This is a genomic window from Clostridium gasigenes, assembly GCF_017348895.1.
GTDB lineage: Bacteria > Bacillota > Clostridia > Clostridiales > Clostridiaceae > Clostridium > Clostridium gasigenes.
On the sequence record NZ_CP071376.1, the window covers coordinates 2,666,475 to 2,691,903 of the forward strand.

Below are 25,429 nucleotides of genomic sequence, written 5' to 3' on the forward strand. Positions count from 1 at the left end.
TTATTATTTGTTTAACTATTCCTAAATTATAGTGCTTTTCTTGCGTATAATATATATTTTGATCTGTTGATAGGATTAACATCTACAAAATCTTTACTACTACCAAGATCTATAGGACAAGGAGCATAACCACTAAATTTAGTGCTCATAACACCACGGCCAGAGGATAGAATTCCAAGGTTAATAGGATAATTTAAAGATGTTGAAACAGGTACGCTGCCAACTACAGTAAATATACCATTAATAATAGTTGGAGAATCAAATACTCCTCTCATTGTAACTATATCATTTAAAACTTTGCTGCTAAACATTTCAGGAACTGAAATTCTAAAATCTATTAAAGGTTCTAGAAGTGTCATACCAAGTTGAGAGAACCCTCTCATAAGTGCTATAGCCGTAGCTGTTGTGAAGTCACCAGAACGAGAATGCATTACATGATCTTCACCATCAACTAAGGTTATTTTTAAATCAGTAACATTCCATCCATATAAGCCTTGTTTTAATAATCTATCTAGATTACTTTCAATTTCACGTTGATACCTTTGTTTTATATATTCAGTTCTAACTTCACTTTCAAATATTATACCACTGCCAAGGGGAAGAGGTTCTATTAAGAAGGTAACAACTGCCCAGCATGGCTTAGGCATTGTATAGTATTCCTCGCAATAGCCTTTAATAGAAGGGGTTTCTTTGTATATAACAGAAGCTTCACTAAAACTAGCTTCTAAATTAAACCGTTCTTTTAATATGGTCTGGATAATTTCAATTTGAATGGCTCCAGTAATTTGGATATTTATTTCACTTTTATCTTTAATCCATTCCATATTTAAAAGAGGATCTTCAGATTGGAGAATTGTTAAGGCTTCAACTAAAGGAATATAGTCGCTAGCAATATTAGTATAAACTTTTAAAGTAAGAACTGGGTTTGCGATACTTGGCAATTTAGGGATGAAATCCTTAATGCCTAAAATATCACCAATATTACTATTAAGACCAGAAATCATAATTAATTCACCACTAGATCCTTCTTTAATATCACAATCTTTATGATTAATTATTTTTCTCATTAAAGTTACCTTTTCTTTAATAGAAGTTCTTATATTTAAAACATTATCTCTAGCTTTTAATTTTCCGCTAAAGATTTTTATATGAGAAATTTTCCCGAAAGTTTTATGGTGAGATATTTTATAAACTAAAGCCGAAAAATCTTCGGTGTCTAAATTTTTAGGGGCTGGAATATAGTCAATAAGCCCATCTAATAATTCTTCAATACCTACACCATCAATTGCAATACCAAAAAGAATAGGATAAATTTTTGCAGCTTTTGCTTGAATAATTATTTCGGATTTCACTTTATCTAAAGTTAAAGTTTCATCATAAAATTCATTTAAGATACTTTCATTTTCTTCACCTAAGAGAACTACTATATCTTCTATAATAGAAGAGTAGTTTACATCATTAATAGAAGATATAGTAGAAAATAAATCTTTCCTGTTAAATCCATTATCTAAAGTTTCTATTATTTGAAGTGGGAGAAACCTAGTAGTAAGTAGCTTTTTTATATCATTCAAAACATTTTTAGGATCTGAACCAATTCTATCAAGTTTATTTATAAAAAATATAGTAGGTATGTTCATTTCTTTTAATGTGTTAAAATATATTTCTGTTTGAGGTTGCACGCTTTCTACAGAAGAAATTACAACAACAGAACCATCTAATATACCAAGACTTCTTTCAACTTCACCAATAAAATCTATGTGACCTGGAGTATCTATTAAATATATATGAGTATCTTTGTATTTAAAATCTATTTCAGAGGATTTAACAGATATTCCACGTTGTTTTTCTATATCCATAGAATCAGTATGAGTTGTACCTTTATCTACACTACCAAGTGTTCTACTAGAGCCACTTTTGTAAAGTAGTTGCTCAGTAACGGTAGTTTTACCAGCGTCAACATGAGCAACTATCCCAATATTTCTTATATTATCTTTAAACATAAAATTCTCCTCATAAGTTGAATAATAAAGTCTTTTTATCTTAATAATATAATAGCATGTTTAATTTTATCTTTCAAAGAATTATGATTTAAAGAAATGGATTAACTTGAATAGCAGTTTTATAAAGATGAGGATAAAATTTTTCTAAATGATAAAGATAGTTAACCCATTGAGCTGTAATGTTTTTATAAACTCGTGCAATATCAACTTGAAGATGAAGTATAGTATTTTCATCTTTATTGTTGTTTTTCATAAATATAAGCTCATCTCTTAAATGCATTATTGACATAAGTAAATCTGTGAAAATATCATGTTCTAAAATATTATCATTACTCATTAAGTTTATAAGAATATCTCTATGTTTAAGTAAAATTTCTTCTAAGTTATTAATATTTATTTGATTTATATCTATAAGATGATCGTGGGTTATAAGTTTTGTTTCTACATCCTTTAAATTATCAAAACAACAAATTAGGTTTTTACCATTCTTATCGCCTTGTATAATCAAATGCATTAATTCATAGCCAAGTTCACTAAAAAACATACCAATAAGCATATTAAGTTTATTTAATTTTTTCTTTTTAGATTTATGATCTATTATGTTTTCAAATACAATAGTTACAGTTAATATGTTTATTGGGATTATACAAATATTCATAAGAGAGTAGTATATGGTATTTTGAACTTGTCCAAATATGAGGTTATGGGATATATACATAATAGTTGATAAAAAAATTAGTGCTAAAGAAATAGTAGCATAATGTTTAAAATTTTTCATGTGAATCCTCCTTAATATAGATTTATAACTAGTAAAGTATATCATAAACAAAGTGAATAAAAATTTCACTTTAATAGTATATTATAAATATTAAATGTTTTTTAATATTTAACATGAATACAGGATTAAATTTTATATTATAATAAAATAGAGAAAGTAAAAAGAAATTATATTTTAAAAAATTAAAATGGTGGAGGGAAGTATGAAAAAAATATTAAAGTGGATAGGAATAGTGCTTTTAATAATTATCCTTCTCTTAGGTGGGTATATATATTCTATAAGAGGAAGGCTAAGCCTTTATAAAAGCATTGGAGAAAAATATATGGAGATAGCTAAAAATCCTCCAGTTATTAATAGTATTGAAGAGTTAAGTACTATGGAGTCTATGGATTATAAGGATGTAGAATATAATAACATTAATGGCATTGTACAAACTTTAGATATATATGGCCCTAAAAAATATATAAAAGGAGGCTCACCAGTAATTTTATATGTTCATGGGGGAAGCTGGGCTTATGGAGACAAGAGCATACCAGATGTTATTTCTCCAGTATTAGATTCTTTTAGAGATGAGGGATTTACTATAATAAGTACATCCTATGAGTTGATGAGTGATGAAGAAATATTTGGAAAACAAATTAGTGACGTTAAAGATACGATAAGATGGATTCACAAAAATAAAGAGAATTATGGATTTAATACAAAGGAAATTGGTGTTATAGGAACATCATCAGGAGCTCATTTGGCATTAATGGCTACATATACTGACGATAGTGAATTTAAAGGGGATGAGGATTTAGCAGGTTTTTCATCTAAAGTAAAGTATGTAGTTGACTTCTTTGGCCCTACAGATTTGAATACATTAGATTTAAGTGCTGGAGGTGGGGATATTAATGAAGCAATAAAATCTGCAGAGGAAGAAAATAAAAAGGAAGAAGTGCTTAATACCTATAGTCCTATAAATTATGTGGGAAAAAATATGCCTAAAACCCTAATAATACATAGTAAGGCAGATAAAATAGTATCGTATAATAATTCAGTAATGTTGTATGATAAATTACAAAATACAGGTAATAAGGTAGATATGCTTACATTAGAAACAAGTAATCATGATTTATCTGGAGTAAAAGATGAAGAAGGTTTAGAAATAGCTATGAAAATGTTGAAGTTTATAGTTAAAAATTCACCTTTATAAATAGTAGAGACATTTAAGAAATAGAGCGTTTAAAGTAGGAAAGTGAAAGAAAATAAACTAGAATATGGAAAGTTGTTTTTAAAAATAACTTATACACAAAAACACCCTATAAATAAGCTTTTTTAATTGCCTATTTATAGGGTGTTTTTTTATAGAATTTTATGCATCAATAGCTTGATCTTCGTCAGGATTTGAAAATCCGAAAATAGATCTTCTTTTGTAAATAAATAATCCTAGTAATCCAGGTAATATTAAACCTATTAATAAAGTTATTAATGAGAATAGATTAAATCCAGACACAATAACACTGTAGATTGACCTAAGTAGTATTGCTATGAAGCATGAGTACACACCAACTTTTTTCTTGAATAATATTAATATTAAAGATGCTAATATTATTATTGAGAAAACAAGAGAAATTGATATGTTTAATGTTGTTGCTTGAGCTAATGCACTATCAGATATTGATTTGAAAAAAGTATTTCCTGATTGTTCAAGAGCCTTTTGCCCTTCGATTAGTAATTGTCTAGTTTCTTCCAGATTGGAAAAACTTTTAATAAGTGAATATAGTCCCCATACAGAAAATATAATATAAATAATTGAGCATGTAAGTATTCCGCCGCCTAATTTCTTTTCTTTCATTATTTTTCCTCCTTTTAAATAAATTACAAAATATTGTATAGTTAATAATTTATCATAGTTTTTACCATAAATCAATAAAAAAATTAATTCAAATTATTAGCTAATAAACCTATATTTCTGCATATATTTAAATATGGGGTGAGTATTATGGAAAATAAGAATTTTAAAAGTGTTAAAGGTATGTTTTTTAGTGTTAGAAAAATAATAGCATTAGGAGTTACTGGTGTGTTTTGTTATTTAAGCATTAGTGGTAAAATAACTAGCACTGAATTTATACCGATTTTTAGTATGATAATAGGTTATTATTTTGGAAAATCGACAGCTTTAGATGGTCCAAAGAGTATTAATCAAAGTGATGAAGAAAATTCTAACATATAAAATTAGCAGCGGATTTCTAAAAAAATAACAAGTCGATGTGCAAAATAGACTAGCATATTGGCTTGTTATTTTTAAAAAGGGAAGAGCACTCTATAAATACAGTATTATTTCTAGTAAAATATATAGGTATATAGTAAACTGTTAGAGATTAGGGAACTGAAAGAAAATAGACTAGAATCCTATTAGGTATTTAAAAAAATTCCCTTTATTAGGCTAAGATACATATATGGAGGATTTATTTATGAATATACAAAGTTTTTTAAAACTAGTAGAAATACAAACGAAGGTAGCAAGTGTTATTCCTTTTATGATTGGGACAAGTTATGCAATATTTAAATTTGATAATTTTAACATTAAAAATGCATTTCTAATGTTTTTAGCAATGATATTTTTTGATATGACAACAACAGCAATAAATAATTATATGGATTATAAAAAAGCTATAAAAAAAGATGGTTATGGATATGAGACGCATAATGCTGTAGTTAGTTATAATATTAATCCTAAGACTGTGAGAGTAACAATATATATAATGTTAGTTATTGCAGCAGTACTTGGAATAGTGTTAGTTGAGAATACGGATATTGTTGTACTAGCATTAGGAATGGTTAGTTTTACTATAGGAATACTTTATTCTTTTGGACCAATTCCAATATCAAGAACTCCATTTGGAGAAATATTATCAGGTCTTACAATGGGATTTATAATAACATTCATATCAGTTTACATACATATATTTGATTTTAATATAATAAAAATAACCTTATCATTATCTTCAAATTTATTAGGGTTAAGTTTAAATATTAATGAATTAGTAGCAATATTCATAGTAAGCATACCTGCTATTGTAGGGATATCTAATATAATGTTAGCAAATAATATCTGCGATATAGAGGAAGATATTGAAAATAAAAGATATACATTACCTATATATATTGGTAAAGAAAACGCACTTAAGATATTTAAAGCATTATATTACATAGGATTTATCTCAATAATAGTAGGAGTAGTATTTAGAATTTTACCTTGGATATCATTAGTTACACTTATAGCATTAAAGCCAATAAATAATAATATTAATGAATTTATGAAATTGCAAACAAAAAAAGATACATTTATTCTTGCAGTCAAAAACTTTGTAGCAATGAATGGTATATATATAGTAACAATTATAGTTGGAATATTTTTAGAATGAAAATAAATAATAGAAATTTTAAGAACATTATTAATGTAATGGAGATACATTAAGATTAGATTAGTCAATAAGTAAATTTGATACTGTAAATATATATAAGGAATATTCAAAAAGATAATAAGCCAATATACATTTCATATTGATATATTATTTTTTTGAAATGCCTAATGTGGAGGGGGAAGTATGAATAAAATTAAAAAAGGTATATACATATCTATTGGATTAATTTGTGTTGCAATAGGAGCGGTTGGTGTGGTTTTGCCGGTGCTACCTACAACACCTTTTCTACTTTTAGCATCAGCTTGTTTTGTTAAAGGATCTGATAAATTTGATAGATGGTTTAAGGGAACAAAGTTATATAAAAATAATTTAGAAACATTTGTAAACAATAGAAGTATGAAGATGAAAACTAAGGTAAGCATTCTTTTGTTTGCAGATGTAATGATAGCATTTCCGTTAGTAATATTAGATAGTTTAATTATGAAGGGAATATTGATTTTACTTATGCTATTTAAATATTATTATTTTATGTTCAAAATAAAAACAATTAAGGTAGCTGGTGCGAAATAGAATAGACTATTGTAATACCCTGGGATTTTTTAGGAATATAATATGTAAATGGAAGCAGATATTTAAAGTTAAAGGTTAATAATCTGAAAAATCTAAATTTTTAATAAATTTTTTATTTTTTTGCAGATTTTTAGACTTATTTCTGATATAATCACCGATGTTATCGAAAAAAATGAGGATGACGGAGGGGTTTTTATGGAAAAATCAACAATGCCTACTTTATTTAAAAAAATTACTTTTTATTTAATTGGAATATGTGCCATTGGCTTTGGGGTCGCAGCTATTATTAATGCGCAACAAGGTGCAGGAGCTTTTGATGCATTCATTGTTGGGGTAGCTTCAAAGACTGGATTAACAATTGGTGTTTCAATGAATATAGTTGCTGTGACTTTTTTACTTGTTGCAGCTGTAATTGAAAAAAAAATTCCAAGGTTTCTTTCATTAATAACATCGGTGTTAGTTGGAATAATTATTGATTTTTGCATGTTAGTTATTTTTAAAGATATTTCGATTAATAACCAGTTTTGGCAATGGGTTCTTTTAATTAGTAGTACTGTTGTATTATCTGCTGGGATTTCATTTGCTATTAGTTCTACAATGCCACTTAGTCCGGCTGATGTTCCAGTTATCATAATGAATCAGAAATTTGGAATTAAATTGGTAACATCTAAGTTGATTTTTGATGGAATAATGCTAATTTTAGCTATATTACTTGGAGGGCCGGTGGGTATTGGAACTATTATAGTTACTCTAGGTACTGGACCACTTATTCAAATTTTAACGCCTTACACTAAACAATGGATGGATAATAATTAAAATTATTTTAAATAGCTCAAAGCTAATTGCTTTTGAGCTATTTTTCTTGTATGCTAGGATTACTGCTAGAAATTTATTATTTACTTAATTAAGTTATTGACTAGCGATAAAGTCACGTATAGAATTATAAAGATAGATAATTTTTCAAATTATTAAAAAGTCGGGCACTTAAAATTGATAATAAATATTGGGGGATAAATATTGAAGAGTAATAATGTTAAAAAAGTAAAGTTCTGTATATTCATATTGTTAATGGTTATAGGGATAAGCATAGTACTTATCAATTGGAAATTTATATCTAATCTAAAAATAGAAAATATAGTTAAATTTATAAAAGAAAAAAGATACATATCAGTAATACTATACTTAGGTATATATATTATAAAACCATTATTGTTAATTATTCCTACTAGTATGTTGGCATTAGTAGGTGGTGGATTATTTGGCCCTATTAAAGGCTTTATTTTTACAATGACTGGGTTTTGGATAGCAGGAACAATAGCATTTTACTTGGCAAGGTCTTTAGGTAGAGAATTTGTTGCTGGAATATTAAAAAGGAAATTTAATAAGCTAGAGAGTATAATGCAAAAAAGTGGCTTTAAATACTTATTTATATTAAGGTTACCACCAATTATTCCATACGATCCATTAAGCTATATAAGTGGACTAACTAATATATCATATAAAGATTTCATATTAGCTTCGTTAATAGGGGTTATTCCAGAAACTATATGCTATTCTATAATAGGCACGAGCTTTAAAAGTCCTTTAAGTCCACAATTTATAATACCTGTTATAGTATTGGTTTTATCGACATTATCTGCTAAATATTTAATTGGTAGAGGGAAAAAAGAATAGAATAATAATATATTTAAAATAGAAATAATATTAAGTAGAAAAGATGTCTTAAAAAGTCGTATAGTGTACGACTTTTTTTATTGGGTAAATATATTATAATTTTCTTAGAACAGGGAAGATTTAAAAAATATAGAAAAAATATAGAAAATAATAGAAAAATAATGTATAATAATGTAATGGATTAGTAAAGAAAGAAATTAAAAAGATGAATCGGAGAGATAAAATGGTAGAAACTATAATTATAGCTTTAATAGTCGCTAAAATTAAGGATTATAAAATAAAGCCTTTATTTAAAACCTGGGCAATTTATCCTGTAATATTTATGGAGTTAGTATCTTTAGTTATACAAATATGTATATTTAATGAGTATTATGAAGTAATAAAATATGCAGGAATATTAAAGACTATATATTTATGTTCCTATTTACCATTAATATTTAAATATGAACAATACATAAGTGCAATAGTGGGATCTATAGTTATGGTTGTAGGAGGATTATTAAATAATCTTGCAATGTATGTAAATAATGGGATGATGCCAGTATTTCCTAAATTATCATATGTAACTGGATACGCAACTGTGGAATCGTTTAATAAAGTAAATGATATTCATATTTTAGGGAATTCAGAAACAAAGCTAAAATTTTTAACTGACATCTTTGATATAGGTTATAGTATTTTAAGTTTAGGAGATGTATTTATAAGGTTTTATGTTTTTATAATAATATTTAAATCAATAAAACATTTGAATGAGAAAAGCTATATAGAGAATAAAGAATTTATACAAAATTAAAATATACGAATTCGCTAAATAGTAGTGAATGATAAAACCTAGAGCAAAAGGGGATGTGAAATGTTGAAATTACAACCAATAGAACTTTTTTTTAGAGCAATACCAGAAAGTTTTTTAGCAATATTAGCTATATATATTTTTTCTAATATTCCTATAAATAAGAAAAAGTATATAATAACAAGCTTATTAGTCGCTTGCATTTTCTTTGGAGTTAGAATGTTACCTATAAATTATGGTGTTCATACTATTTTAGGTATAGGGATAATGATAATTTTATCGGTATCAATTAATAAAATAGATATAATAAAATCTATAAAAGCAGTCTTAATTTATTCGATATTTCAATTTATAGCAGAGGGGTTAAATATTTTTATAATACAAAATATTCTTAAAGAGGATGTGAATGAAGTATTATCTAATGTAGTTTTAAAAACAGTTTACGGATTACCTTCATTGGCTATTTTAGGATTTATAATATTTTTATATTATATTATTAGATTAAAAAAGGATGAATTAACTAATGTTTAATGCAGATATGTTATCAAAAAAGGTTGCTTTTAAAATAGCTAATGAACTTAAGTTAGATAATGATAATAAGGAAGTAATTTCTTATGGTATTTTTGCCATTATTCAAATGGTTTATAATTTACTATTAATTATACTATTTGGATCAGTATTTAATGTTGTAATAGAAGCAGTTATAGCTTCGTTTACAATAGCTATTCTAAGGAAATCATCAGGGGGAGCACATGCAAGTTCCAGTAAAATATGTGTAGTCATAGGAACTTTTATAACTGTAATTATTGGATTAATTGCTAAAATAAATATAAATGCAAATAGTACAATGATAATAGGGGCTATAACTTTTATATGGGCCTATTATATTATTTTTAAATTAGCACCAGTAGATAGTGATGCTAAACCTATAAGAACAGAGAAAAAGAAAAAAAGGTTGAAAAGAAGTTCTATATTTATACTAAGTATATATCTAACAATTGTAATTATTGGTATTATATTATATTTATACACAAAGATAGATAGGTTACTTATTTATTCTATTTGTATCTTAGGTGGAGTTATATGGCAGATATTAAGTCTTACAAAAATTGGACATGAAATAGTTAAAATAATAGATGCTTTTTTAAATAAAATAATACCTATGGGAATTAAGGAGGAAAAGAAAAATGAGAAAAATGAATAATAAAATTTTAATGGCAATTGCAGCAATTGCAACTATATTTGCGTCAACAGTAGCGACATCAGCATGCTTTTGGTGTCAGTATCAACCAGAAGAACCTAAATGTTTAAGAGACGAATAAAAATAAAGATCGGGAAACCGATCTTTATCTATAAAGTTAAGAGGTAATTAATATGAATAAAATAGAAAATAATAAACGAAAACAAATAAATGATATAGTTTCTGTTGTAAAGTTAGCGTCGTTAATGTTTACAACAATAATATTTTTTCAATATTATTTTGAAAATAATAAATTAAATATTAATTATATTTACAATAGTTATGGACTTCAGGCTGGTGTTATTGCAGCTTTTTTATTATTCCTTATATATTGTGTATGGTCATGTTCATTTAATAAAAAATTAAACCCAAAAGATATAAAGCGTGCACACTTTATAGAAAATGCATTTTTCATACTAATATTTACAATAGCAATTATGATTTCAGGGGCACATCTTAGTGAATCGAAATATATATTTATATTTATTATAACAACCTCAACAATACAATCAGGTATGAAGAAAGGTGTAACTATCGCATGTATATCTTCATTAATAATTTTACTAATTGATCTTATTTATGCACCTAATTTAGTTGTAAATCAATATTTCCAAAATGATTTAATTTTATCAGGAGTTTTTCTCCTTACAGCATGGCCATTAGGGTTTTATGTAAAAGTAGAAGGTGAGCATATTAAAAAACTTCAAGGATTAGCTAATGAGGATGGGCTTACGGGAGTGTATAATCATAGGTATTTCCAAGATGCATTAAAAACGAAAATAGAAATGTCAAATAGGTTGTCTCAGCCTATTTCAATGATATTTATAGATATAGATTATTTTAAGCATTACAATGACCTCTATGGACATCAAAAAGGTGATGAGGTTTTAAAAAGTATAGGGAAAATACTTCGGGAGAATATTAGAAAAGAGGATATAGTAGCTAGGTATGGTGGCGAAGAATTTGCAGTTCTTCTTCCTAATATAAAAGAAAATGAGGCTATTATAATTGCAGATAATATTAGAGGAATTATTGAATCAACTAAGTTCTATGGTGAAGAAAACCAACCTAAAGGAAAGTTAACAGTTTCTATGGGAGTTTCTGTTTACCCAGATAAGTGTAAAACAGAAATAGAACTTATAAAAAGTGCAGATGATGCATTATATAGAGCTAAGTTCTTTAATAAAAACAGAGTTGAAACATATACATCTATTTTAGATGGATTGAAAAATGATATAGATGATAAGGATGTAGAATTAGTGGCATCAATAAAAACATTAATTAGTGTAATTAATGCTAAAGATAAATATACATATGCTCACTCTGAACGATTAGTTTTTTATAGTAGACTATTAGCACATAAGCTTAACTTGAGTAAAATTGATACAGATACATTAGTTTATGGAGCTTATATGCATGATATAGGTAAGATTAATATTTCCAAGGAAATATTAATTAAGAAAATGCCATTAACAAAGGAAGAGTGGGAATTATTAAAAGAGCATCCTCAAAATGGTATAGATATTATAAAACCTGTACAATCACTAGAAAAAATAGTTCCGTTAATACTTCATCATCATGAAAACTATAATGGAACAGGTTATCCAAATAAGTTAAAAGGTGAAGATATACCTTATCTTGCAAGAGTATTAACTGTAGTTGATAGTTTTGATGCTATGACATCGAATAGACCTTATAACAAAAGAAAGACTTATGAAGAAGCTGTGGAAGAGCTAATTAAATTTAGTGGAGCTCAGTTTGATCCTGAAATAGTTAAAGCATTTATTCAGGTAATAGAAGAAAATAAAGATAGCTTAGATAGCTTAGATTAGTATTAATATTTAAGACTTTGAGTGAATATTAATTTGCATATGGATGAAAATATATTGAAATAAATACTTGCATACATTAATAGATAATTGTATGCTATAGTAATGTATGTTGTTGAAATATAAGTAGAAGTGTTATGGAGAGTTATATGGATAATGATGAAAAAAATACAAATAATATTAATATGATAGTTAAGAGGGTAATAAGTGAAATAAATATAGGGAAAAGTAATATATTTAAAATTGTAGATAACGTAAGTGATGAGTTTCAAGTAAAAAATGAAGAGCTTCAAGAAGTTAAAAGAGAAATAGAAGAAGTAATTGGAAAAGTTGATAAATTACAAATATTGGATAAAAATATGAGGTTAACTTTAGCAGAGGTATCTAAAATTAGTGGAGAAAAAGCAGAAAAGATAATGAAAAAGGCTTATGAAGAGGCTATAGAAATTAGAGTTGAATATATTACTAAGCAAAATGAAGAAAAGAATCTAAAAAGAAGACGAAATTCGTTAGAGAAAACTTTGAAAAATTATTTAAAAAATATAGAAGAGGCGGATAATACCGTAAATCAAATAAATATAGCATTAGGGTATTTAGAAGGTGATATGGCAAATGTTGAAGAAGATTCACAAATGCTTATAGGTATTAAAATATTAGAAAGTCAAGAACGTGAAAGAAAAAGAATTGCAAGAGAAATTCATGATGGGCCAGCTCAATATATAGCTAATACTATGATGAGAATAGATTTTTGTAAAATGGTTGTACAAAAAGACTTGAATAAAGGACTTAAGGAATTAGATGATTTGAAAAATAATGTAAGAAAAGCTCTTAAAGAAGTTAGGGGAATACTTTTCGATTTAAGACCATTATCATTAGAAGAAAGAGGATTAAACGAAGCAATCAAAGATATGGTAAATGAAATTTCAATAGAAAGTAATATATGTGTTAATCTAATTTTAAATACCGTGAATTATGAAATAGAGCATATAATAGAAATAGCCGTTTATAGGATAATACAAGAAATTTTAAATAACATAAAGAAACATTCTAAGGCCAATGAAGTATCCGTAAGAATTGAATGTGGAAAGGAATATATAACCTTCATGGTAAAAGATGATGGAATAGGATTTGATTTAAAAGAAACTATGGCAAGAAATAAAGAAAAGGGAACATCCTATGGATTAATTGGAATATTTGATAGAGTTACTCAACTCCAAGGAAACATAGATATAAAATCTGAGCATAATAGAGGAACAATATATAAGATAAAATTGCCAATAAATAGAGAGGTATATAAAAATGAGCGAAAATAAGATAAAATTAATTATTGTAGATGATCATGATTTAATTAGAGAGGGTTTAAATAGAATATTAAGTTTTGAAGATGATTTAGTTATATTAGGAGAAGGTAAAAATGGTAAGGAAGGCTTAGAACTTATAAAAACTTTAACACCAGAGATTGTACTTTTAGATATTAATATGCCTGAAATGAATGGAATTGAAACACTTAAGAAGATAAAAGAATATTCTAAAGATATAAAAGTGGTTATGCTCACTGTTGAAAATGATAGAAGAACTATTAATGAAGCTATAGATATAGGTGCGGATGCCTATGTCCTTAAAGAATCAGCAGGAAGCGAAATAACGAATGCTATTAGACTTGTACATAGTGGAGAAAAGTATATTGATAAGGCTTTAGTTAAAATAATTTTTTCGGATATTAAGAACAACTTTAATAAAGAAAAAAGCATATTAGATAGTTTGACGGATAGAGAATTAAATATCCTATTTGAAATATCTACAGGTCTTAGAAATAAAGAAATAGCAGAAAAATTATTCTTATCGGAAAAAACAATAAAAAATTACGTGACAAATGTATTTAGAAAAATATCTGTTGAAGATAGGGTGCAAGCTACCATATTTGCTATAAATAATAATATAGAAGAATATTATTATTCTAAAACAAATAAAGATACAAGTAGATATTTTAAGGTAAATAACAGGTTAGATTAAGAGACCTTAAAAAATGTATACTTAAATATTACTCATGACTAAACAGAGAAACGTGTTTAGTCTATATCTGTTTTAAAAAACTTATAATTTTAATATCCCTTAAGGAAACAAAGTTAAGATAATAAAATAAATTTCAGAAAATTGGTTACACTATAAAATACAACTTATAAAAAATGAATTAGGCATTTGAAAAAATAACAAGTTAAGATGCGATGTATATTAGTTTGTTATTTTTTTAGATGCCTTAATTGAATAGATCATATTAACTTTAATAAATATAAAGGATTGGAAGATAAGAATGAATAATTTTAGGATAGAAGAAAATTTAAATAGAGTTCGTTTAGTCTTTAAAACTATTAAATATAATATTATAGTCGACAGGGACATGAAAGCGAAACATATTAAATATGGAAAAGATATAAAGCAATATTATAGGTTGTATAATGAAAAAAATAATGACAAGCCTGTAATATTTTTCATACACGGTGGAGGTTGGTGGCATGGAAGCCCCAAAATGTGTACTTGTATAGGAAAGTACTTTGCAAAATTAGGATATACAGTAGTTTTGCCAGCATATAGATTAACACCGTTGCATAAGTATCCAAGTCAAATAGAGGATATATATTCTGCATTTTCAAGCTATTCTAAAAGAAATATGCATTATAGAGATAGAAAATTTATAATAATGGGATTTTCTGCTGGGGGAGAGCTTGCAGCAAATCTTATATTTAATAGAAAAATGCAAGAAAAATATAAAATAAATAGCTCTATTTTAAAAGGGTTAATTACATTTTCAGGAGTATTAAACTTCGAAAAATGTACTTCAAAGCATTCTAAAAGACTTATAAAAAATTACTTAGGTGAAAATACTAATATAAATAATGCAAATCCAATAAATTTAATTAGTAAAGATACGAAGGTTCCAGTTTTATGCATTCATGGGGATCGAGACCCACTTATTAATAAAGAAAATTCTAGTAGCTTTATAAATAAAATTAATAGTATGAATAAACTAGCAAGGTTAGAAATTGTTAAAGGTAAGCATCACTCAGATATTAATGAATTAATTATAGGTAAGGGAGAACAAATGTCTAAAATAATATTGGAGTTCATAAATACATTATAAAAAGTACAATTACTGTAGATCGTAGGGGGATAGTAATGAGAGAAAATAAAGAGAGAAACTACTTAATAGATAATTTAAAGGTATTACTAATGTTGATGGTTGTGTTTGGACATGTAATAGAATATTATATAAAATCCAGTGATTTACTTAGGGGAATATACATTTTTATATACTTGTTTCATATGCCACTGTTTGTTTTTATATCTGGGTATTTTTCCAAAAATGTAGAAAAATGCAGGGTTGGGATTTTAAAAAGTCTATTAATACCATATGTTTTCTTTAATATAGTATGGTATGTAATAGCATCTATATGGACTGGAGAATTTATATTTTCTTTATTTAATCCTGGATGGACCCTTTGGTACTTAATTAGCTTATTTATATGGAGATTATTAATTAAATATTTAAGTGAAATTAAATACATAATTGCAATAAGCATATTAGGGGCGCTTACAATAAGTATTATACCAAATAGTTATTCATTAGGATTTATGTTAAGAACAGTTACGTTTTTACCATTTTTTTTAATAGGATATTTTACTAAAGAAAGAACCATAAATAATATAAAGTCAATTAATAAAGGATTTTCTTTTGGAATAATAGTTTTGTTTGTGGGTGTATCATATTTTATAACTATAAATAATCTTTTGAATTATAAGTTTTTTTATAACTCACAATCATATTATGATACTGGGTTATCAACGCTAGAAGGAATGATATTTAGAGGGTTATTATACATAGCAACAATTGTTTTAGGTATATGTATTATAAATATAACACCTAAATCTAAATTATTATTTACTGGCATAGCTAAATCAACTATGAATATCTATGTATTCCATATATATTTAGTTATTTTATTATATGGTGTTATACCAAAATGGAATATGGGAGTTATAAGAAATATACTTTTATTAACTAGTCCATTATTAATAATGTATATACTATCAAAAAAACCAATAAATACAATGTATATTAAAATATTTAACCCAATAAACAATATAGTTTATCCAAAAACCGTAGGGATATTAAAAAAAGTTAAAAGATTATTAGGAATTTGAAAAAACAACAATTAAAGGAGTAATGTATATTTTGCATATATATTAATTAGATAGTAGAATATTTTAAAATAGTATTTGAGAAAATGAAAGTTAAGTTTAATAATTATAAACTTAACTCTTTTTGCGTTATAAACATTAAAATAAATAGGCTAGAACACTGATTTGCTATTTATTTCAATGTCCTTTAGACACTTGAAAAATTACATAGATACTTTACAAAAATAACTGAAACATATATACTAGTGTATATACAGTAAAGGTGTAATCTTTTAAAAATTATTAAGAAGAATTAAAAAAGTAAGGGGGCTTTAAAATGAACAGTAATAAAAAAGTTAGGCAAATGGTTTTTGCAGCACTTTTAACTGCATTTGCAATAATAATACCAATACAATTTGGATTTTTAAAAATAATAATACCACCATTTACAGCAACTATTGCGTCACATGTGCCTATGTTTATAGCAATGTTAATATCACCAATGGTTGCAGTAGTTGTAGGTATAGGATCAACACTTGGATTTTCTCTTACAGGGTTACCGCTTCCAGTAGTATTTAGAGCATCAACACATATTGTTGTTGGACTAATTGGAGCTATAATAGTGCTTAAGAATAGAAACTTTAAAATGGCAATTATAATAACAGGACCTATTCATGGTATATTGGAAGCTTTAGTAATAATACCATTTGTACCAGTAGGTGATTATAAAATTTTAATAATAACATGCATAGGGGCTATTGCTCATCATTATGTTGATGGTACAATTGCTTATGCATTGGCAAAAGCAATTGCAAAATCAAGAAGAAAAAATATATATACAGCATTTAATGATAGTAAAGATGCATAATTTTAGTTGTTCATTTCATTAAATAATTTGACAAAAATGAGAACAAGTTGTAAAATATAATAAAATTATATGAAGAAATATTTAATGGGATAAAAAAAGTAATAATAGGCAAACTTATAGAGAATATATGGATTATGCAAATAGCGTATTAGCTTATTATTTTGAAGATGACTTATGAATGAAACTTTTGAGTAATTAAGTAAGTAGGGCATATGCTAAGAAGGGTGAAACTGCGGAAAAATTTTCGTGCCTTTGTAGTATGCCTTTTTTTGTACAAAAAAGAATAGGAGTGGATAAAATGAAAGCAATATTAACTGTAATTGGAAAAGATAAGGTAGGAATAATAGCGGGTATAAGTACGCAGCTACAAAAATTAGATATTAACATTGTAGATGTTAATCAAACTATTATGGAAGAATATTTTACAATGATAATGATGTTAAATTTAGAAAAAGTTAATACAAGCTTTGAAGAAGCTAAAACTTCATTAATTTCAAAAGGTGATGAATTAGGGGTAGATGTTAAGATTCAAAGAGCAGAAATATTTAATGTAATGCACACACTTTAATTGGGGGTTAAATAATGAATACTAATAATATATTAGAAACAATAAAGATGATAGAAGAAGAAAACTTAGATATAAGAACAATTACAATGGGAATATCTTTATTAGATTGTATAGATCCAGATGGTGATAAAGCTAGGACTAAAATATATAATAAAATAACTACTTGTGCTAAGGATTTAGTTAAGGTTGGACATGAAATAGAAAATGAGTTTGGTATTCCAATAATAAATAAAAGAGTTTCAGTAACGCCAATTTCAATAATAGCAGGGGCTACAGATGAAGAAGATTATGTTAAATTTGCACAAACCTTAGACCGAGCAGCCATAGATCTTGGAATTGATTTTATTGGAGGTTTTTCAGCGCTTGTACATAAAGGCTACACAAAGGGAGATAAAATATTAATCAAATCTATTCCAGAAGCGCTTGCAAAAACAAGTAAAGTTTGTTCATCTGTGAATGTTGCTTCAAGTAAATGTGGTATAAACATGGATGCAGTAAGGGAAATGGGTTATATAATTAAAGAAACAGCAGAATTAACTAAAGATACTAAAGGATTTGGTTGTGCAAAGCTAGTTGTATTTGCAAATGCAGTTGAAGATAATCCATTTATGGCAGGGGCTTTTCATGGAGTAGGTGAAGCTGAAAAAGTTATAAATGTAGGAGTAAGTGGACCTGGAGTTGTTAAAGTGGCATTAGAAAAAGTAAGAGGCGAATCCTTTGATGTTGTTTGTGAAACAATTAAGAAAACAGCTTTTAAAATCACAAGGATTGGTCAATTAGTTGCAGAAGAGGCATCAAGAAGATTAAATGTGCCGTTTGGTATTATAGATTTATCATTAGCACCAACTCCAGCAGTTGGAGATTCAGTTGCACATATATTAGAAGAAATGGGTCTTGAAGTTGTAGGAACTCATGGAACAACTGCTGCTTTAGCAATGTTAAATGATGCAGTTAAAAAAGGCGGAGTTATGGCATGTGGTCATGTTGGAGGGCTAAGCGGAGCGTTTATACCAGTTTCAGAAGATGCAGGAATGATAGATGCAGTAGTTAATGGATCATTAAACCTTGAAAAACTTGAAGCTATGACAGCTGTTTGTTCGGTAGGACTTGATATGATAGCAGTACCTGGGGATACACCAGCTGAAACAATTGCCGCAATTATAGCAGATGAAGCTGCAATTGGAGTAATAAACAATAAAACTACAGCAGTTAGGATAATACCAGCACCTGGTTGCGAAGTTGGAGATATGGTTGAACTTGGAGGGCTACTTGGAACAGCTCCAGTAATGAAAGTTAATAAATTTTCTTCAGCTTTATTTATACAAAGGGGTGGAAGAATACCTGCACCGATACATTCATTTAAAAATTAAGATATCTAAAAGAATCTAAGGTAACATATATAGTTTGTGAAACACGAGGCGATGGAACCCCCATATAGTTATACTATATGGGGGTTTTGCTCGGGTCGCATGGGTGAAAATTGATTAGTTATTGGATTGTTATTTCTAAAAAAAATAGTCTAAATAGAGATATAGTTCTTAATATTCTCTAAAACACAATCATCACCAACATAAACTAAAATATCATTTTCTTTTATTGTAAAGTATGGTCCAGGAGATAAGAATAAATCACCATCTCTTTTTATTGCGATTATTGTAGCTTTAGTGTTTTGCCAAAAATTAAGTTCACCGATACTTTTATTAACAGCTACACTACCATCTTCTACAATACTTTCAAAAGGAATAATTGAACCAACATTTCTAAGCTGTGTAGCAAATTCAATTATAGAGTTAATATTTTTCTCAAGTTGATTATCAATAGATTTTTTTTGTTTAATAAGATTAAAGGTTTCATTATTAAGTGAAAAAAAATCTGATTTAGTTTTAAATATATTTAAAAACTCTTTAGCTTTAAGTTTGCTATTAATTATAATACCACTTTTTTCATTAACAATAACAACATCGTTATCTTTAAGAAGAGATAAGGATCTTCTAATAGTCTCATGAGAAACGTTATATATCCCTACTAGAGTTGTTCTGCCAGAAATTTTACTTCCTTCAGTAAACTCATTATTTGTTATTCTATGAGCTATATCTACTGCAATTTTTATATAATTAGGTGTTTTTGTTTGTTTAGTCATAATAAAATCCCCTTCCTTTACTAAAAGATTTTAACATTTTACATATTAAAAGTAAAAGGAATTATAAATAATAATAAAGAAATTACAAATTATTCATATGATAATCTAAATGGCATTGATATTACTTGTGTAGTAGCCTATAATTAATATATTAGTTTAGCATATTAAAATAAATTTTTTTGAATTTTAAGAAAATATTATTTGATATGCCTTACATTGGAGAGGTGAAAATGAGCGAGTCATTAGAACTAGAAAGAGGAATATTTAAAGAAAAAAAAGCACAGATAATTAATGAATTAGAGGGAAAGAAACAAAACGAAGATAATATTGGGAATAAACTTAAAAATTTAATAAAAGAATCCAAGGGCGATTATAGTGAAGAAATGGAAACTACACAGAGGGTACACTCTGTATTAAGAAAAGAAATAGAAAATTATGAAGAGGCCTTAAGTTCTCCTTATTTTGGGAAAGTAGAGTTTAGAGAGCATAGAGGAGAAGAGGAAAGTATCTATATTGGAAAACAAGGAGTAAGCTCAACTGTTGATGGTGAAGAGGTAATAGTAGACTGGAGAGCACCAGTTTCAGATCTTTACTATAGTGGAACAGGTGGCGAGGCTTATTATAAAGCACCTGCTGGAATAATCGAAGGAAAACTTTCTTTGAAAAGAAAATTCTTGTTTAAAGAAGATGATATAGAAGCGATATTTGATGAAGGAATAAATGAAATAATAATTAATCAAGAGGAAGGAACTGATTTAGTTGATGAGTTCTTAAAAATAAATCTTGAAGAAAGTAGAGGGAAAAAGCTTAAAGAAGTTGTTGCTACAATTCAAAAGGAGCAAAATGATATAATTAGATGGCCCAAAAACCTTCCTATTATAGTTCAAGGGTCAGCAGGATCTGGTAAAACAACAATAGCATTACATAGACTTGCATATTTGCTTTATAGATATTCAGATACAATAGAAGGAAAGGATATTTTAGTTTTAGCACCAAATAAACTTTTTTTAGATTACATATCAGAAATCCTACCAAATCTTGGAGTAGATGAAGTTACACAAACAACATTCCAAGAACTGGTTATGAAAAGGTTGAAATTAAAAGGTAAGCTTAAAACTAAGGATGAAAAAATAAAGGAAATAATAGAGATTAAAGATGAAAAAACTAAAAAGCTTATTACAAATTCATCTAAAGTTAAAGGAACTTTATTATTTAAAACATTCATAGATAGATATATAGCCTTACTTGAAAGTAACTCTTTAGATATAAAAGATATAGAAATAAGAGGATATGTGTTATTTACAAGAAAAGAAATAATGAGGTTATATTTAAAGGACTTAAAAAATTATCCAATAAATAAAAGAAAAGATGAAATTAAAAGATATCTAAATTTAAAAATAAAAGAAAAAGTGGAGAGTCTTCTTGTTCATATAGATAGGAAATGGGCTACGGAAATAAGAGAAGTAAAAGATGAAATGGAAGATGGAGAAGAAAGAAGGAAAAAATTAAGAGAAGTATATGGTGAAAGAGACGAAATAAAAGAACATATAAGAGTAAACAGTAAAAAGAAAATGACAGAGTACTTTAAAAATTGGAGAGGAATAACTTCTAAAGATTTATATATAAATCTTTTTAAAGAGGATGTAATATTTGAAATAGCGACAGCAAATAAAATTCCAGAAACTTTAGCTGATTTCATGAAAAAAGAAGTAATAGAAAATGCTGAAAATGGAATAATAGATGAAGATGATTTAGCTTTACTTTTATATATAAATTTACTTTTAGAAGGTGTAGATGAAAAAGATAAATTTAAACATATTGTTGTAGATGAGGTTCAAGATTATAATCCTCTTCAAATTTCTTTAATAAATAATCTTACAAATGGGAATTCTTTAACCTTAGTAGGAGATTTAGCACAAGGAATTTATTATTATAAAGGAATTAAAACTTGGGAAGATATAACTGAAGGAGTGTTTAATGGAAATGCTACATATATCCAATTAACACAAAGTTATAGATCAACAGTAGAAGTTATAGACTTTGCAAACGGGGCATTAGAAGCACAAGAACTTGGGCTAAAGCCGGCTAAACCTGTATTAAGGCATGGAGAATCTCCGAAGATTGTTAAATGCTTAGATAAAAAGGAAAGCATTATAGAAATAAATAATATAATAAATGAAATAAAAGCAAAAGATAAAAATAGTATAGCCATAATTACTAAGAGCTTAGATGAGGCAAGAGATTTAGAAAAATTAATAAAGAAATCTTGTGAACATAAGGTTTCTTTAATTAAAGGGACAGAAAAGAATTCAAATAGTGAAATAGTAATAATCCCCTCTTACCTAACAAAAGGATTAGAATTTGATGGAACTATTATATATAACCCAAGCACGGAAAATTACGGAGACAATATTCTAGATAAAAGACTTTTATATGTAGCACTTACTAGAGCATTGCATTATGAATATATTATAGCTATAGATGAAATCACTGATATGATAAAATATAAAGTATAGTTAAGGCATATTCAAAAAAATAACAAGCCAATATCATAGTACATTGACTTGTTGTTTTTTAAAATCACTAATGCAAATAAAATGGAGGTAATTTAAAATGGGAGCAGAAAAGTTAAAAGATAATATTTATTGGGTGGGAGTTAAAAACCCAGAACTTAGGGTTTTTGATATCATAATGGAAACTAAAAAGGGAACAACTTATAATTCATATGTTATAAATGATGAAAAGGTTGCTGTTTTAGATGCTGTTAAAGATGGATATTATGATGAATTTAAAGAAAATTTAATCAGTGTTATTGGAGAAAAAAAAGTTGATTATGTAATAGTACATCATACTGAACTAGATCATACTGGGTCATTAATAAAATTAATTGAAGATTATCCAGATATGAACGTGGTTGGTTCAAGGAGTACATTAATAAATCTAAAAAATATATTAAATAGAGAGTTTAATGGAGTAGAAGCTAAAGAAGAAATATGCTTAGGTGAATTAACTCTTAAATTTATAATAGCTCCAAATTTACATTGGCCAGATACAATGTTTACATATGTAGAAGATAAGAACTTCTTATTTACATGTGACTTTACAGGGTGTCATTATTCACCAAAAGGGAAAATAACAGACAACTTTGGTGAAGAATATTTTGTAGAAATGAAATATTACTTCGATTGTATAATGGGTCCATTTAAAAAATTTGTTAATATGGGATTAAATAAAATAAAAGATTTAGAAATAGATTTTATTGCACCAAGTCATGGACCAGTTCATGTAGCAAATATTGAAGATGTTTTAAATAAGTATGAAACTTGGGCAAAAGAAGAACCTGTAGATCTTAAAAAAGTAGAAATATTTTATATAACAGCTTATGGAAATACAGAACGTATAGCTAACTTCATGAAAGAAAAATTAGAAGTAAAGGGATTTAAAGCTGATGTAACTGAAATTACATCAATTACACTTGAAGAGTGCAAAAAAAGAATTGAATCTGCAAAAGGATTTATGGTAGGGTCACCAACTATAAATCAAGATGCAGTCAAACCTGCGTGGGATTTATTATCAGTAGTATGCCCTATAACAAATAGGGGTAAAGCAGCTTTAGCATTTGGTTCTTTTGGATGGAGTGGAGAAGGTGTTCCAATGTTAACAGCTAGAATAAAATCATTAAAGCTTAAAACTGTAGATCCAGGGTTGAAATTCTGTTTTGTACCTTCAGAAGAAGATTATAAAAATGCAGAAGAAGCAGTCAATAATTTTATAGAACTAATGTAATCAGTCATCTGAAAGAAAACAGACTAGAATATGATTTGTTATTTTTTGAAGCTCTATAAAATAAACTCAGTGATGATAAGTAATCACTGAGTTTATTTTCATTATATTATTTTTAAGTTATTTTTAAAATAAAGCTAACTAGAACGGAGAGTTATTTACTATAAATATTAATAGAATAATCTAATGTAATAACTAAGTTACAGTTATTATATGAATTTGAATGTTTATCAAAATCATTCAAATTCATAAGCTCTTTGCTTGTTTCATAAGTAAAATTAGTAATATCTAGTTCAGGATTTTCAAGTAAGTAGCATTCGTTTTCTAGTAAATAACCAATATTTAAATATTTGGATATAGTAAAAGGAATATAAATTATATTATCTTTATAGCTAGAATTTATCATGCATTTAGATGAGGGATTAGGTTCTAAAGTATAAAAAGTAGTTTTTAAATATCCTTCAAAGTAAAATAGTGCACTAGATGCGCCCATAAAGTTATCAGCTAATAAATAATTATTAGTTATAACTATTTTATTTAAATTGATAACTACATTGTTTATTGGATATGAGAATTTTAAGGAACCCGTAAATATATCTATTACATGACAGCTACCTATTAAAAGAGGTACTCTACAGAGGTTTAATGGAGCTTTAGGTAACTGTATTGGCAAATCATTTTTACAGGATATATTTCTAAATTTAGATACTTTAAGTATATCAGATTTTTTAAGCTGTTTAATAGAAGAAGTTATTTGCTTTTTCTTCTTATGATTATGTGCATCGATAGAATTATCTAAATTGCCATGACTATTAGTTGAAGTAGTGGCATGTTTATCTAAATCACGCTGACTATTAGTTGAAGTAGTAGTATGTTTATCTAAATCACGCTGACTATTAGTTGAAGTAGTAGTATGTTTATCTAAATTACGTTGACTATTAGTTGGAGTAGTAGTATGTTTATATAAATCACGTTGACTATTAGTTGGAGTAGTAGTATGTTTATCTAAATCACGTTGACTATTAGTTGGAGTAGTAGTATGTTTATCTAAATCACGTTGACTATTAGTTGGAATATTAGTATGTTTATCTAAATCACGTTGACTATTAGTTGAGGGATCCATGTTTTTATCGAAATCGTTCTGATTATTAGTTAAAGTAGCAGTAGAATTATAAAGGTAGCGTTTATTAGTGGCGGCAGCATTAGTATAATTATTTTTATCGTTGCTGAAAGTAGTAGGAACATTATAAAAATGGATAGGGACTTTAGTCAAATCTGTATTTGAATCTAGAGAAGTATTAATATTTTTAATATACCTTGATAAATTATTATTACAATGATAACAATTTATATGTTTAGGATTTAACCTACTATCATATTTTAGAGTAGGTTTGGTTAAGAACAAATTATTATTATTATTATTATTATTATTATTATTATTATTATTATTATTATTATTGTGTTGTTGATAATTTGAACTACATAAATCAATTATAATAGAAAAAAATAGAGATTTTTGGTAGTCTGAATTGCTAAGTGTATATAAAAATAAAAAGGTTGCTAACTGTGATAAATAATTCAATATATTTCCTGCTTTTAATAA

At 26.9% G+C, this 25,429-nt stretch carries 25 protein-coding genes; 20 read left to right on the plus strand and 5 right to left on the minus strand.

What is annotated here, in order from left to right:
• Positions 1–26 precede the first annotated feature (26 nt).
• A complete protein-coding gene (locus J1C67_RS12410; protein ID WP_167866584.1) occupies positions 27–2,000 on the minus strand; it encodes an elongation factor G in 1,974 nt (657 codons plus the stop codon).
• 88 nt (positions 2,001–2,088) lie between these two features.
• Positions 2,089–2,778 carry a hypothetical protein gene (locus J1C67_RS12415; RefSeq protein ID WP_167866585.1) on the minus strand — a complete coding sequence of 230 codons (690 nt, stop codon included), beginning with the start codon at positions 2,776–2,778 and terminating at the stop codon, positions 2,089–2,091.
• Between the two features lie 202 nt (positions 2,779–2,980).
• Between J1C67_RS12415 and J1C67_RS12420 the strand changes: the two genes are divergently transcribed.
• Positions 2,981–3,973 carry an alpha/beta hydrolase gene (locus tag J1C67_RS12420; protein ID WP_167866586.1) on the plus strand — a complete coding sequence of 331 codons (993 nt, stop codon included), beginning with the start codon at positions 2,981–2,983 and terminating at the stop codon, positions 3,971–3,973.
• A gap of 159 nt (positions 3,974–4,132) precedes the next feature.
• Here J1C67_RS12420 and J1C67_RS12425 read toward each other — a convergent pair whose 3' ends face one another.
• Positions 4,133–4,615, minus strand: a complete 483-nt coding sequence (locus J1C67_RS12425; RefSeq protein ID WP_167866587.1) for a hypothetical protein — start codon at positions 4,613–4,615, stop codon at positions 4,133–4,135.
• A gap of 147 nt (positions 4,616–4,762) precedes the next feature.
• Here J1C67_RS12425 and J1C67_RS12430 point away from each other — a divergent pair, with 147 nt between their 5' ends.
• The 17 genes from J1C67_RS12430 to J1C67_RS12510 all read left to right on the plus strand — a co-directional run bounded on the left by J1C67_RS12430 (position 4,763) and on the right by J1C67_RS12510 (position 19,273).
• Positions 4,763–4,993, plus strand: a complete 231-nt coding sequence (locus J1C67_RS12430) for a hypothetical protein (RefSeq protein WP_243176761.1) — start codon at positions 4,763–4,765, stop codon at positions 4,991–4,993.
• 241 nt (positions 4,994–5,234) lie between these two features.
• Positions 5,235–6,188 (plus strand): 1,4-dihydroxy-2-naphthoate polyprenyltransferase, encoded by a 954-nt coding sequence (gene menA, locus J1C67_RS12435; RefSeq protein WP_167866588.1) that lies wholly within the window; start codon positions 5,235–5,237, stop codon positions 6,186–6,188.
• Between the two features lie 183 nt (positions 6,189–6,371).
• A complete protein-coding gene (locus tag J1C67_RS12440) occupies positions 6,372–6,758 on the plus strand; it encodes a YbaN family protein (RefSeq protein ID WP_167866589.1) in 387 nt (128 codons plus the stop codon).
• Between the two features lie 195 nt (positions 6,759–6,953).
• Positions 6,954–7,574, plus strand: a complete 621-nt coding sequence (locus tag J1C67_RS12445) for a YczE/YyaS/YitT family protein (RefSeq protein WP_167866590.1) — start codon at positions 6,954–6,956, stop codon at positions 7,572–7,574.
• Positions 7,575–7,775: 201 nt separating this feature from the next.
• Positions 7,776–8,432, plus strand: a complete 657-nt coding sequence (locus tag J1C67_RS12450) for a TVP38/TMEM64 family protein (protein WP_242873908.1) — start codon at positions 7,776–7,778, stop codon at positions 8,430–8,432.
• A 223-nt stretch (positions 8,433–8,655) separates the two neighbouring features.
• Positions 8,656–9,225 carry a DUF5317 family protein gene (locus J1C67_RS12455; RefSeq protein WP_167866591.1) on the plus strand — a complete coding sequence of 190 codons (570 nt, stop codon included), beginning with the start codon at positions 8,656–8,658 and terminating at the stop codon, positions 9,223–9,225.
• Positions 9,226–9,285: 60 nt separating this feature from the next.
• Entirely contained in the window at positions 9,286–9,753 is a 468-nt protein-coding gene (locus tag J1C67_RS12460; protein ID WP_167866592.1) for a hypothetical protein, read from the plus strand.
• On the plus strand, positions 9,746–10,426 hold the full coding sequence (locus J1C67_RS12465) for an accessory gene regulator ArgB-like protein (RefSeq protein WP_167866593.1): 681 nt from the start codon (positions 9,746–9,748) through the stop codon (positions 10,424–10,426). The genes J1C67_RS12460 and J1C67_RS12465 overlap by 8 nt, the downstream gene beginning before the upstream one ends.
• The gene (locus J1C67_RS12470) at positions 10,410–10,544 is read left to right on the plus strand and encodes a cyclic lactone autoinducer peptide (RefSeq protein WP_167866594.1); all 135 of its coding nucleotides are present in this window, start codon (positions 10,410–10,412) and stop codon (positions 10,542–10,544) included. The genes J1C67_RS12465 and J1C67_RS12470 overlap by 17 nt, the downstream gene beginning before the upstream one ends.
• Before the next feature lie 52 nt (positions 10,545–10,596).
• A complete protein-coding gene (locus J1C67_RS12475) occupies positions 10,597–12,294 on the plus strand; it encodes a bifunctional diguanylate cyclase/phosphohydrolase (protein WP_167866595.1) in 1,698 nt (565 codons plus the stop codon).
• A 146-nt stretch (positions 12,295–12,440) separates the two neighbouring features.
• A complete protein-coding gene (locus J1C67_RS12480) occupies positions 12,441–13,604 on the plus strand; it encodes a sensor histidine kinase (RefSeq protein ID WP_167866596.1) in 1,164 nt (387 codons plus the stop codon).
• Positions 13,591–14,304 carry a response regulator gene (locus J1C67_RS12485; protein WP_167866597.1) on the plus strand — a complete coding sequence of 238 codons (714 nt, stop codon included), beginning with the start codon at positions 13,591–13,593 and terminating at the stop codon, positions 14,302–14,304. The genes J1C67_RS12480 and J1C67_RS12485 overlap by 14 nt, the downstream gene beginning before the upstream one ends.
• Positions 14,305–14,602: 298 nt before the next feature.
• Positions 14,603–15,430, plus strand: a complete 828-nt coding sequence (locus J1C67_RS12490; RefSeq protein ID WP_167866598.1) for an alpha/beta hydrolase — start codon at positions 14,603–14,605, stop codon at positions 15,428–15,430.
• A 35-nt stretch (positions 15,431–15,465) separates the two neighbouring features.
• Complete coding sequence (locus tag J1C67_RS12495) at positions 15,466–16,491, plus strand: acyltransferase family protein (RefSeq protein WP_167866599.1); 1,026 nt, start codon at positions 15,466–15,468, stop codon at positions 16,489–16,491.
• Positions 16,492–16,804: 313 nt separating this feature from the next.
• Positions 16,805–17,335 (plus strand): ECF transporter S component, encoded by a 531-nt coding sequence (locus tag J1C67_RS12500; protein WP_167866600.1) that lies wholly within the window; start codon positions 16,805–16,807, stop codon positions 17,333–17,335.
• A gap of 298 nt (positions 17,336–17,633) precedes the next feature.
• Positions 17,634–17,903 (plus strand): ACT domain-containing protein, encoded by a 270-nt coding sequence (locus tag J1C67_RS12505; RefSeq protein ID WP_089965094.1) that lies wholly within the window; start codon positions 17,634–17,636, stop codon positions 17,901–17,903.
• Positions 17,904–17,917: 14 nt separating this feature from the next.
• Positions 17,918–19,273, plus strand: a complete 1,356-nt coding sequence (locus J1C67_RS12510; RefSeq protein WP_167866601.1) for a PFL family protein — start codon at positions 17,918–17,920, stop codon at positions 19,271–19,273.
• 149 nt (positions 19,274–19,422) lie between these two features.
• Here the strand turns inward: J1C67_RS12510 and J1C67_RS12515 are convergent, their stop codons facing one another.
• The gene (locus J1C67_RS12515) at positions 19,423–20,043 is read right to left on the minus strand and encodes a GntR family transcriptional regulator (RefSeq protein ID WP_167866602.1); all 621 of its coding nucleotides are present in this window, start codon (positions 20,041–20,043) and stop codon (positions 19,423–19,425) included.
• A gap of 230 nt (positions 20,044–20,273) precedes the next feature.
• Between J1C67_RS12515 and helD the strand changes: the two genes are divergently transcribed.
• Together helD and J1C67_RS12525 are read left to right on the plus strand one after the other, a co-directional pair.
• Positions 20,274–22,559 carry an RNA polymerase recycling motor HelD gene (helD, locus tag J1C67_RS12520; protein WP_167866603.1) on the plus strand — a complete coding sequence of 762 codons (2,286 nt, stop codon included), beginning with the start codon at positions 20,274–20,276 and terminating at the stop codon, positions 22,557–22,559.
• A gap of 97 nt (positions 22,560–22,656) precedes the next feature.
• Positions 22,657–23,829, plus strand: a complete 1,173-nt coding sequence (locus J1C67_RS12525; protein WP_167866604.1) for an FprA family A-type flavoprotein — start codon at positions 22,657–22,659, stop codon at positions 23,827–23,829.
• Positions 23,830–23,980: 151 nt separating this feature from the next.
• Here J1C67_RS12525 and J1C67_RS12530 read toward each other — a convergent pair whose 3' ends face one another.
• Entirely contained in the window at positions 23,981–25,408 is a 1,428-nt protein-coding gene (locus J1C67_RS12530) for a hypothetical protein (RefSeq protein ID WP_207253505.1), read from the minus strand.
• Positions 25,409–25,429 lie beyond the last annotated feature (21 nt).

Bases quoted from the DNA above. Each gene is read 5' to 3' on its own strand.
- J1C67_RS12455 (WP_167866591.1), top strand. From the start codon at position 8,656: ATGGTAGAAACTATAATTATAGCTTTAATAGTCGCTAAAATTAAGGAT.
- J1C67_RS12505 (WP_089965094.1), top strand. From the start codon at position 17,634: ATGAAAGCAATATTAACTGTAATTGGAAAAGATAAGGTAGGAATAATA.
- J1C67_RS12490 (WP_167866598.1), top strand. From the start codon at position 14,603: ATGAATAATTTTAGGATAGAAGAAAATTTAAATAGAGTTCGTTTAGTC.
- J1C67_RS12460 (WP_167866592.1), top strand. From the start codon at position 9,286: ATGTTGAAATTACAACCAATAGAACTTTTTTTTAGAGCAATACCAGAA.
- helD (WP_167866603.1), top strand. From the start codon at position 20,274: ATGAGCGAGTCATTAGAACTAGAAAGAGGAATATTTAAAGAAAAAAAA.
- J1C67_RS12485 (WP_167866597.1), top strand. From the start codon at position 13,591: ATGAGCGAAAATAAGATAAAATTAATTATTGTAGATGATCATGATTTA.
- J1C67_RS12465 (WP_167866593.1), top strand. From the start codon at position 9,746: ATGTTTAATGCAGATATGTTATCAAAAAAGGTTGCTTTTAAAATAGCT.
- J1C67_RS12500 (WP_167866600.1), top strand. From the start codon at position 16,805: ATGAACAGTAATAAAAAAGTTAGGCAAATGGTTTTTGCAGCACTTTTA.
- J1C67_RS12475 (WP_167866595.1), top strand. From the start codon at position 10,597: ATGAATAAAATAGAAAATAATAAACGAAAACAAATAAATGATATAGTT.
- J1C67_RS12515 (WP_167866602.1), bottom strand. From the start codon at position 20,043: ATGACTAAACAAACAAAAACACCTAATTATATAAAAATTGCAGTAGAT.
- J1C67_RS12415 (WP_167866585.1), bottom strand. From the start codon at position 2,778: ATGAAAAATTTTAAACATTATGCTACTATTTCTTTAGCACTAATTTTT.
- J1C67_RS12480 (WP_167866596.1), top strand. From the start codon at position 12,441: ATGGATAATGATGAAAAAAATACAAATAATATTAATATGATAGTTAAG.
- J1C67_RS12445 (WP_167866590.1), top strand. From the start codon at position 6,954: ATGGAAAAATCAACAATGCCTACTTTATTTAAAAAAATTACTTTTTAT.
- J1C67_RS12430 (WP_243176761.1), top strand. From the start codon at position 4,763: ATGGAAAATAAGAATTTTAAAAGTGTTAAAGGTATGTTTTTTAGTGTT.
- J1C67_RS12425 (WP_167866587.1), bottom strand. From the start codon at position 4,615: ATGAAAGAAAAGAAATTAGGCGGCGGAATACTTACATGCTCAATTATT.
- J1C67_RS12525 (WP_167866604.1), top strand. From the start codon at position 22,657: ATGGGAGCAGAAAAGTTAAAAGATAATATTTATTGGGTGGGAGTTAAA.
- J1C67_RS12440 (WP_167866589.1), top strand. From the start codon at position 6,372: ATGAATAAAATTAAAAAAGGTATATACATATCTATTGGATTAATTTGT.
- J1C67_RS12410 (WP_167866584.1), bottom strand. From the start codon at position 2,000: ATGTTTAAAGATAATATAAGAAATATTGGGATAGTTGCTCATGTTGAC.
- J1C67_RS12420 (WP_167866586.1), top strand. From the start codon at position 2,981: ATGAAAAAAATATTAAAGTGGATAGGAATAGTGCTTTTAATAATTATC.
- J1C67_RS12495 (WP_167866599.1), top strand. From the start codon at position 15,466: ATGAGAGAAAATAAAGAGAGAAACTACTTAATAGATAATTTAAAGGTA.
- J1C67_RS12470 (WP_167866594.1), top strand. From the start codon at position 10,410: ATGAGAAAAATGAATAATAAAATTTTAATGGCAATTGCAGCAATTGCA.
- J1C67_RS12510 (WP_167866601.1), top strand. From the start codon at position 17,918: ATGAATACTAATAATATATTAGAAACAATAAAGATGATAGAAGAAGAA.
- menA (WP_167866588.1), top strand. From the start codon at position 5,235: ATGAATATACAAAGTTTTTTAAAACTAGTAGAAATACAAACGAAGGTA.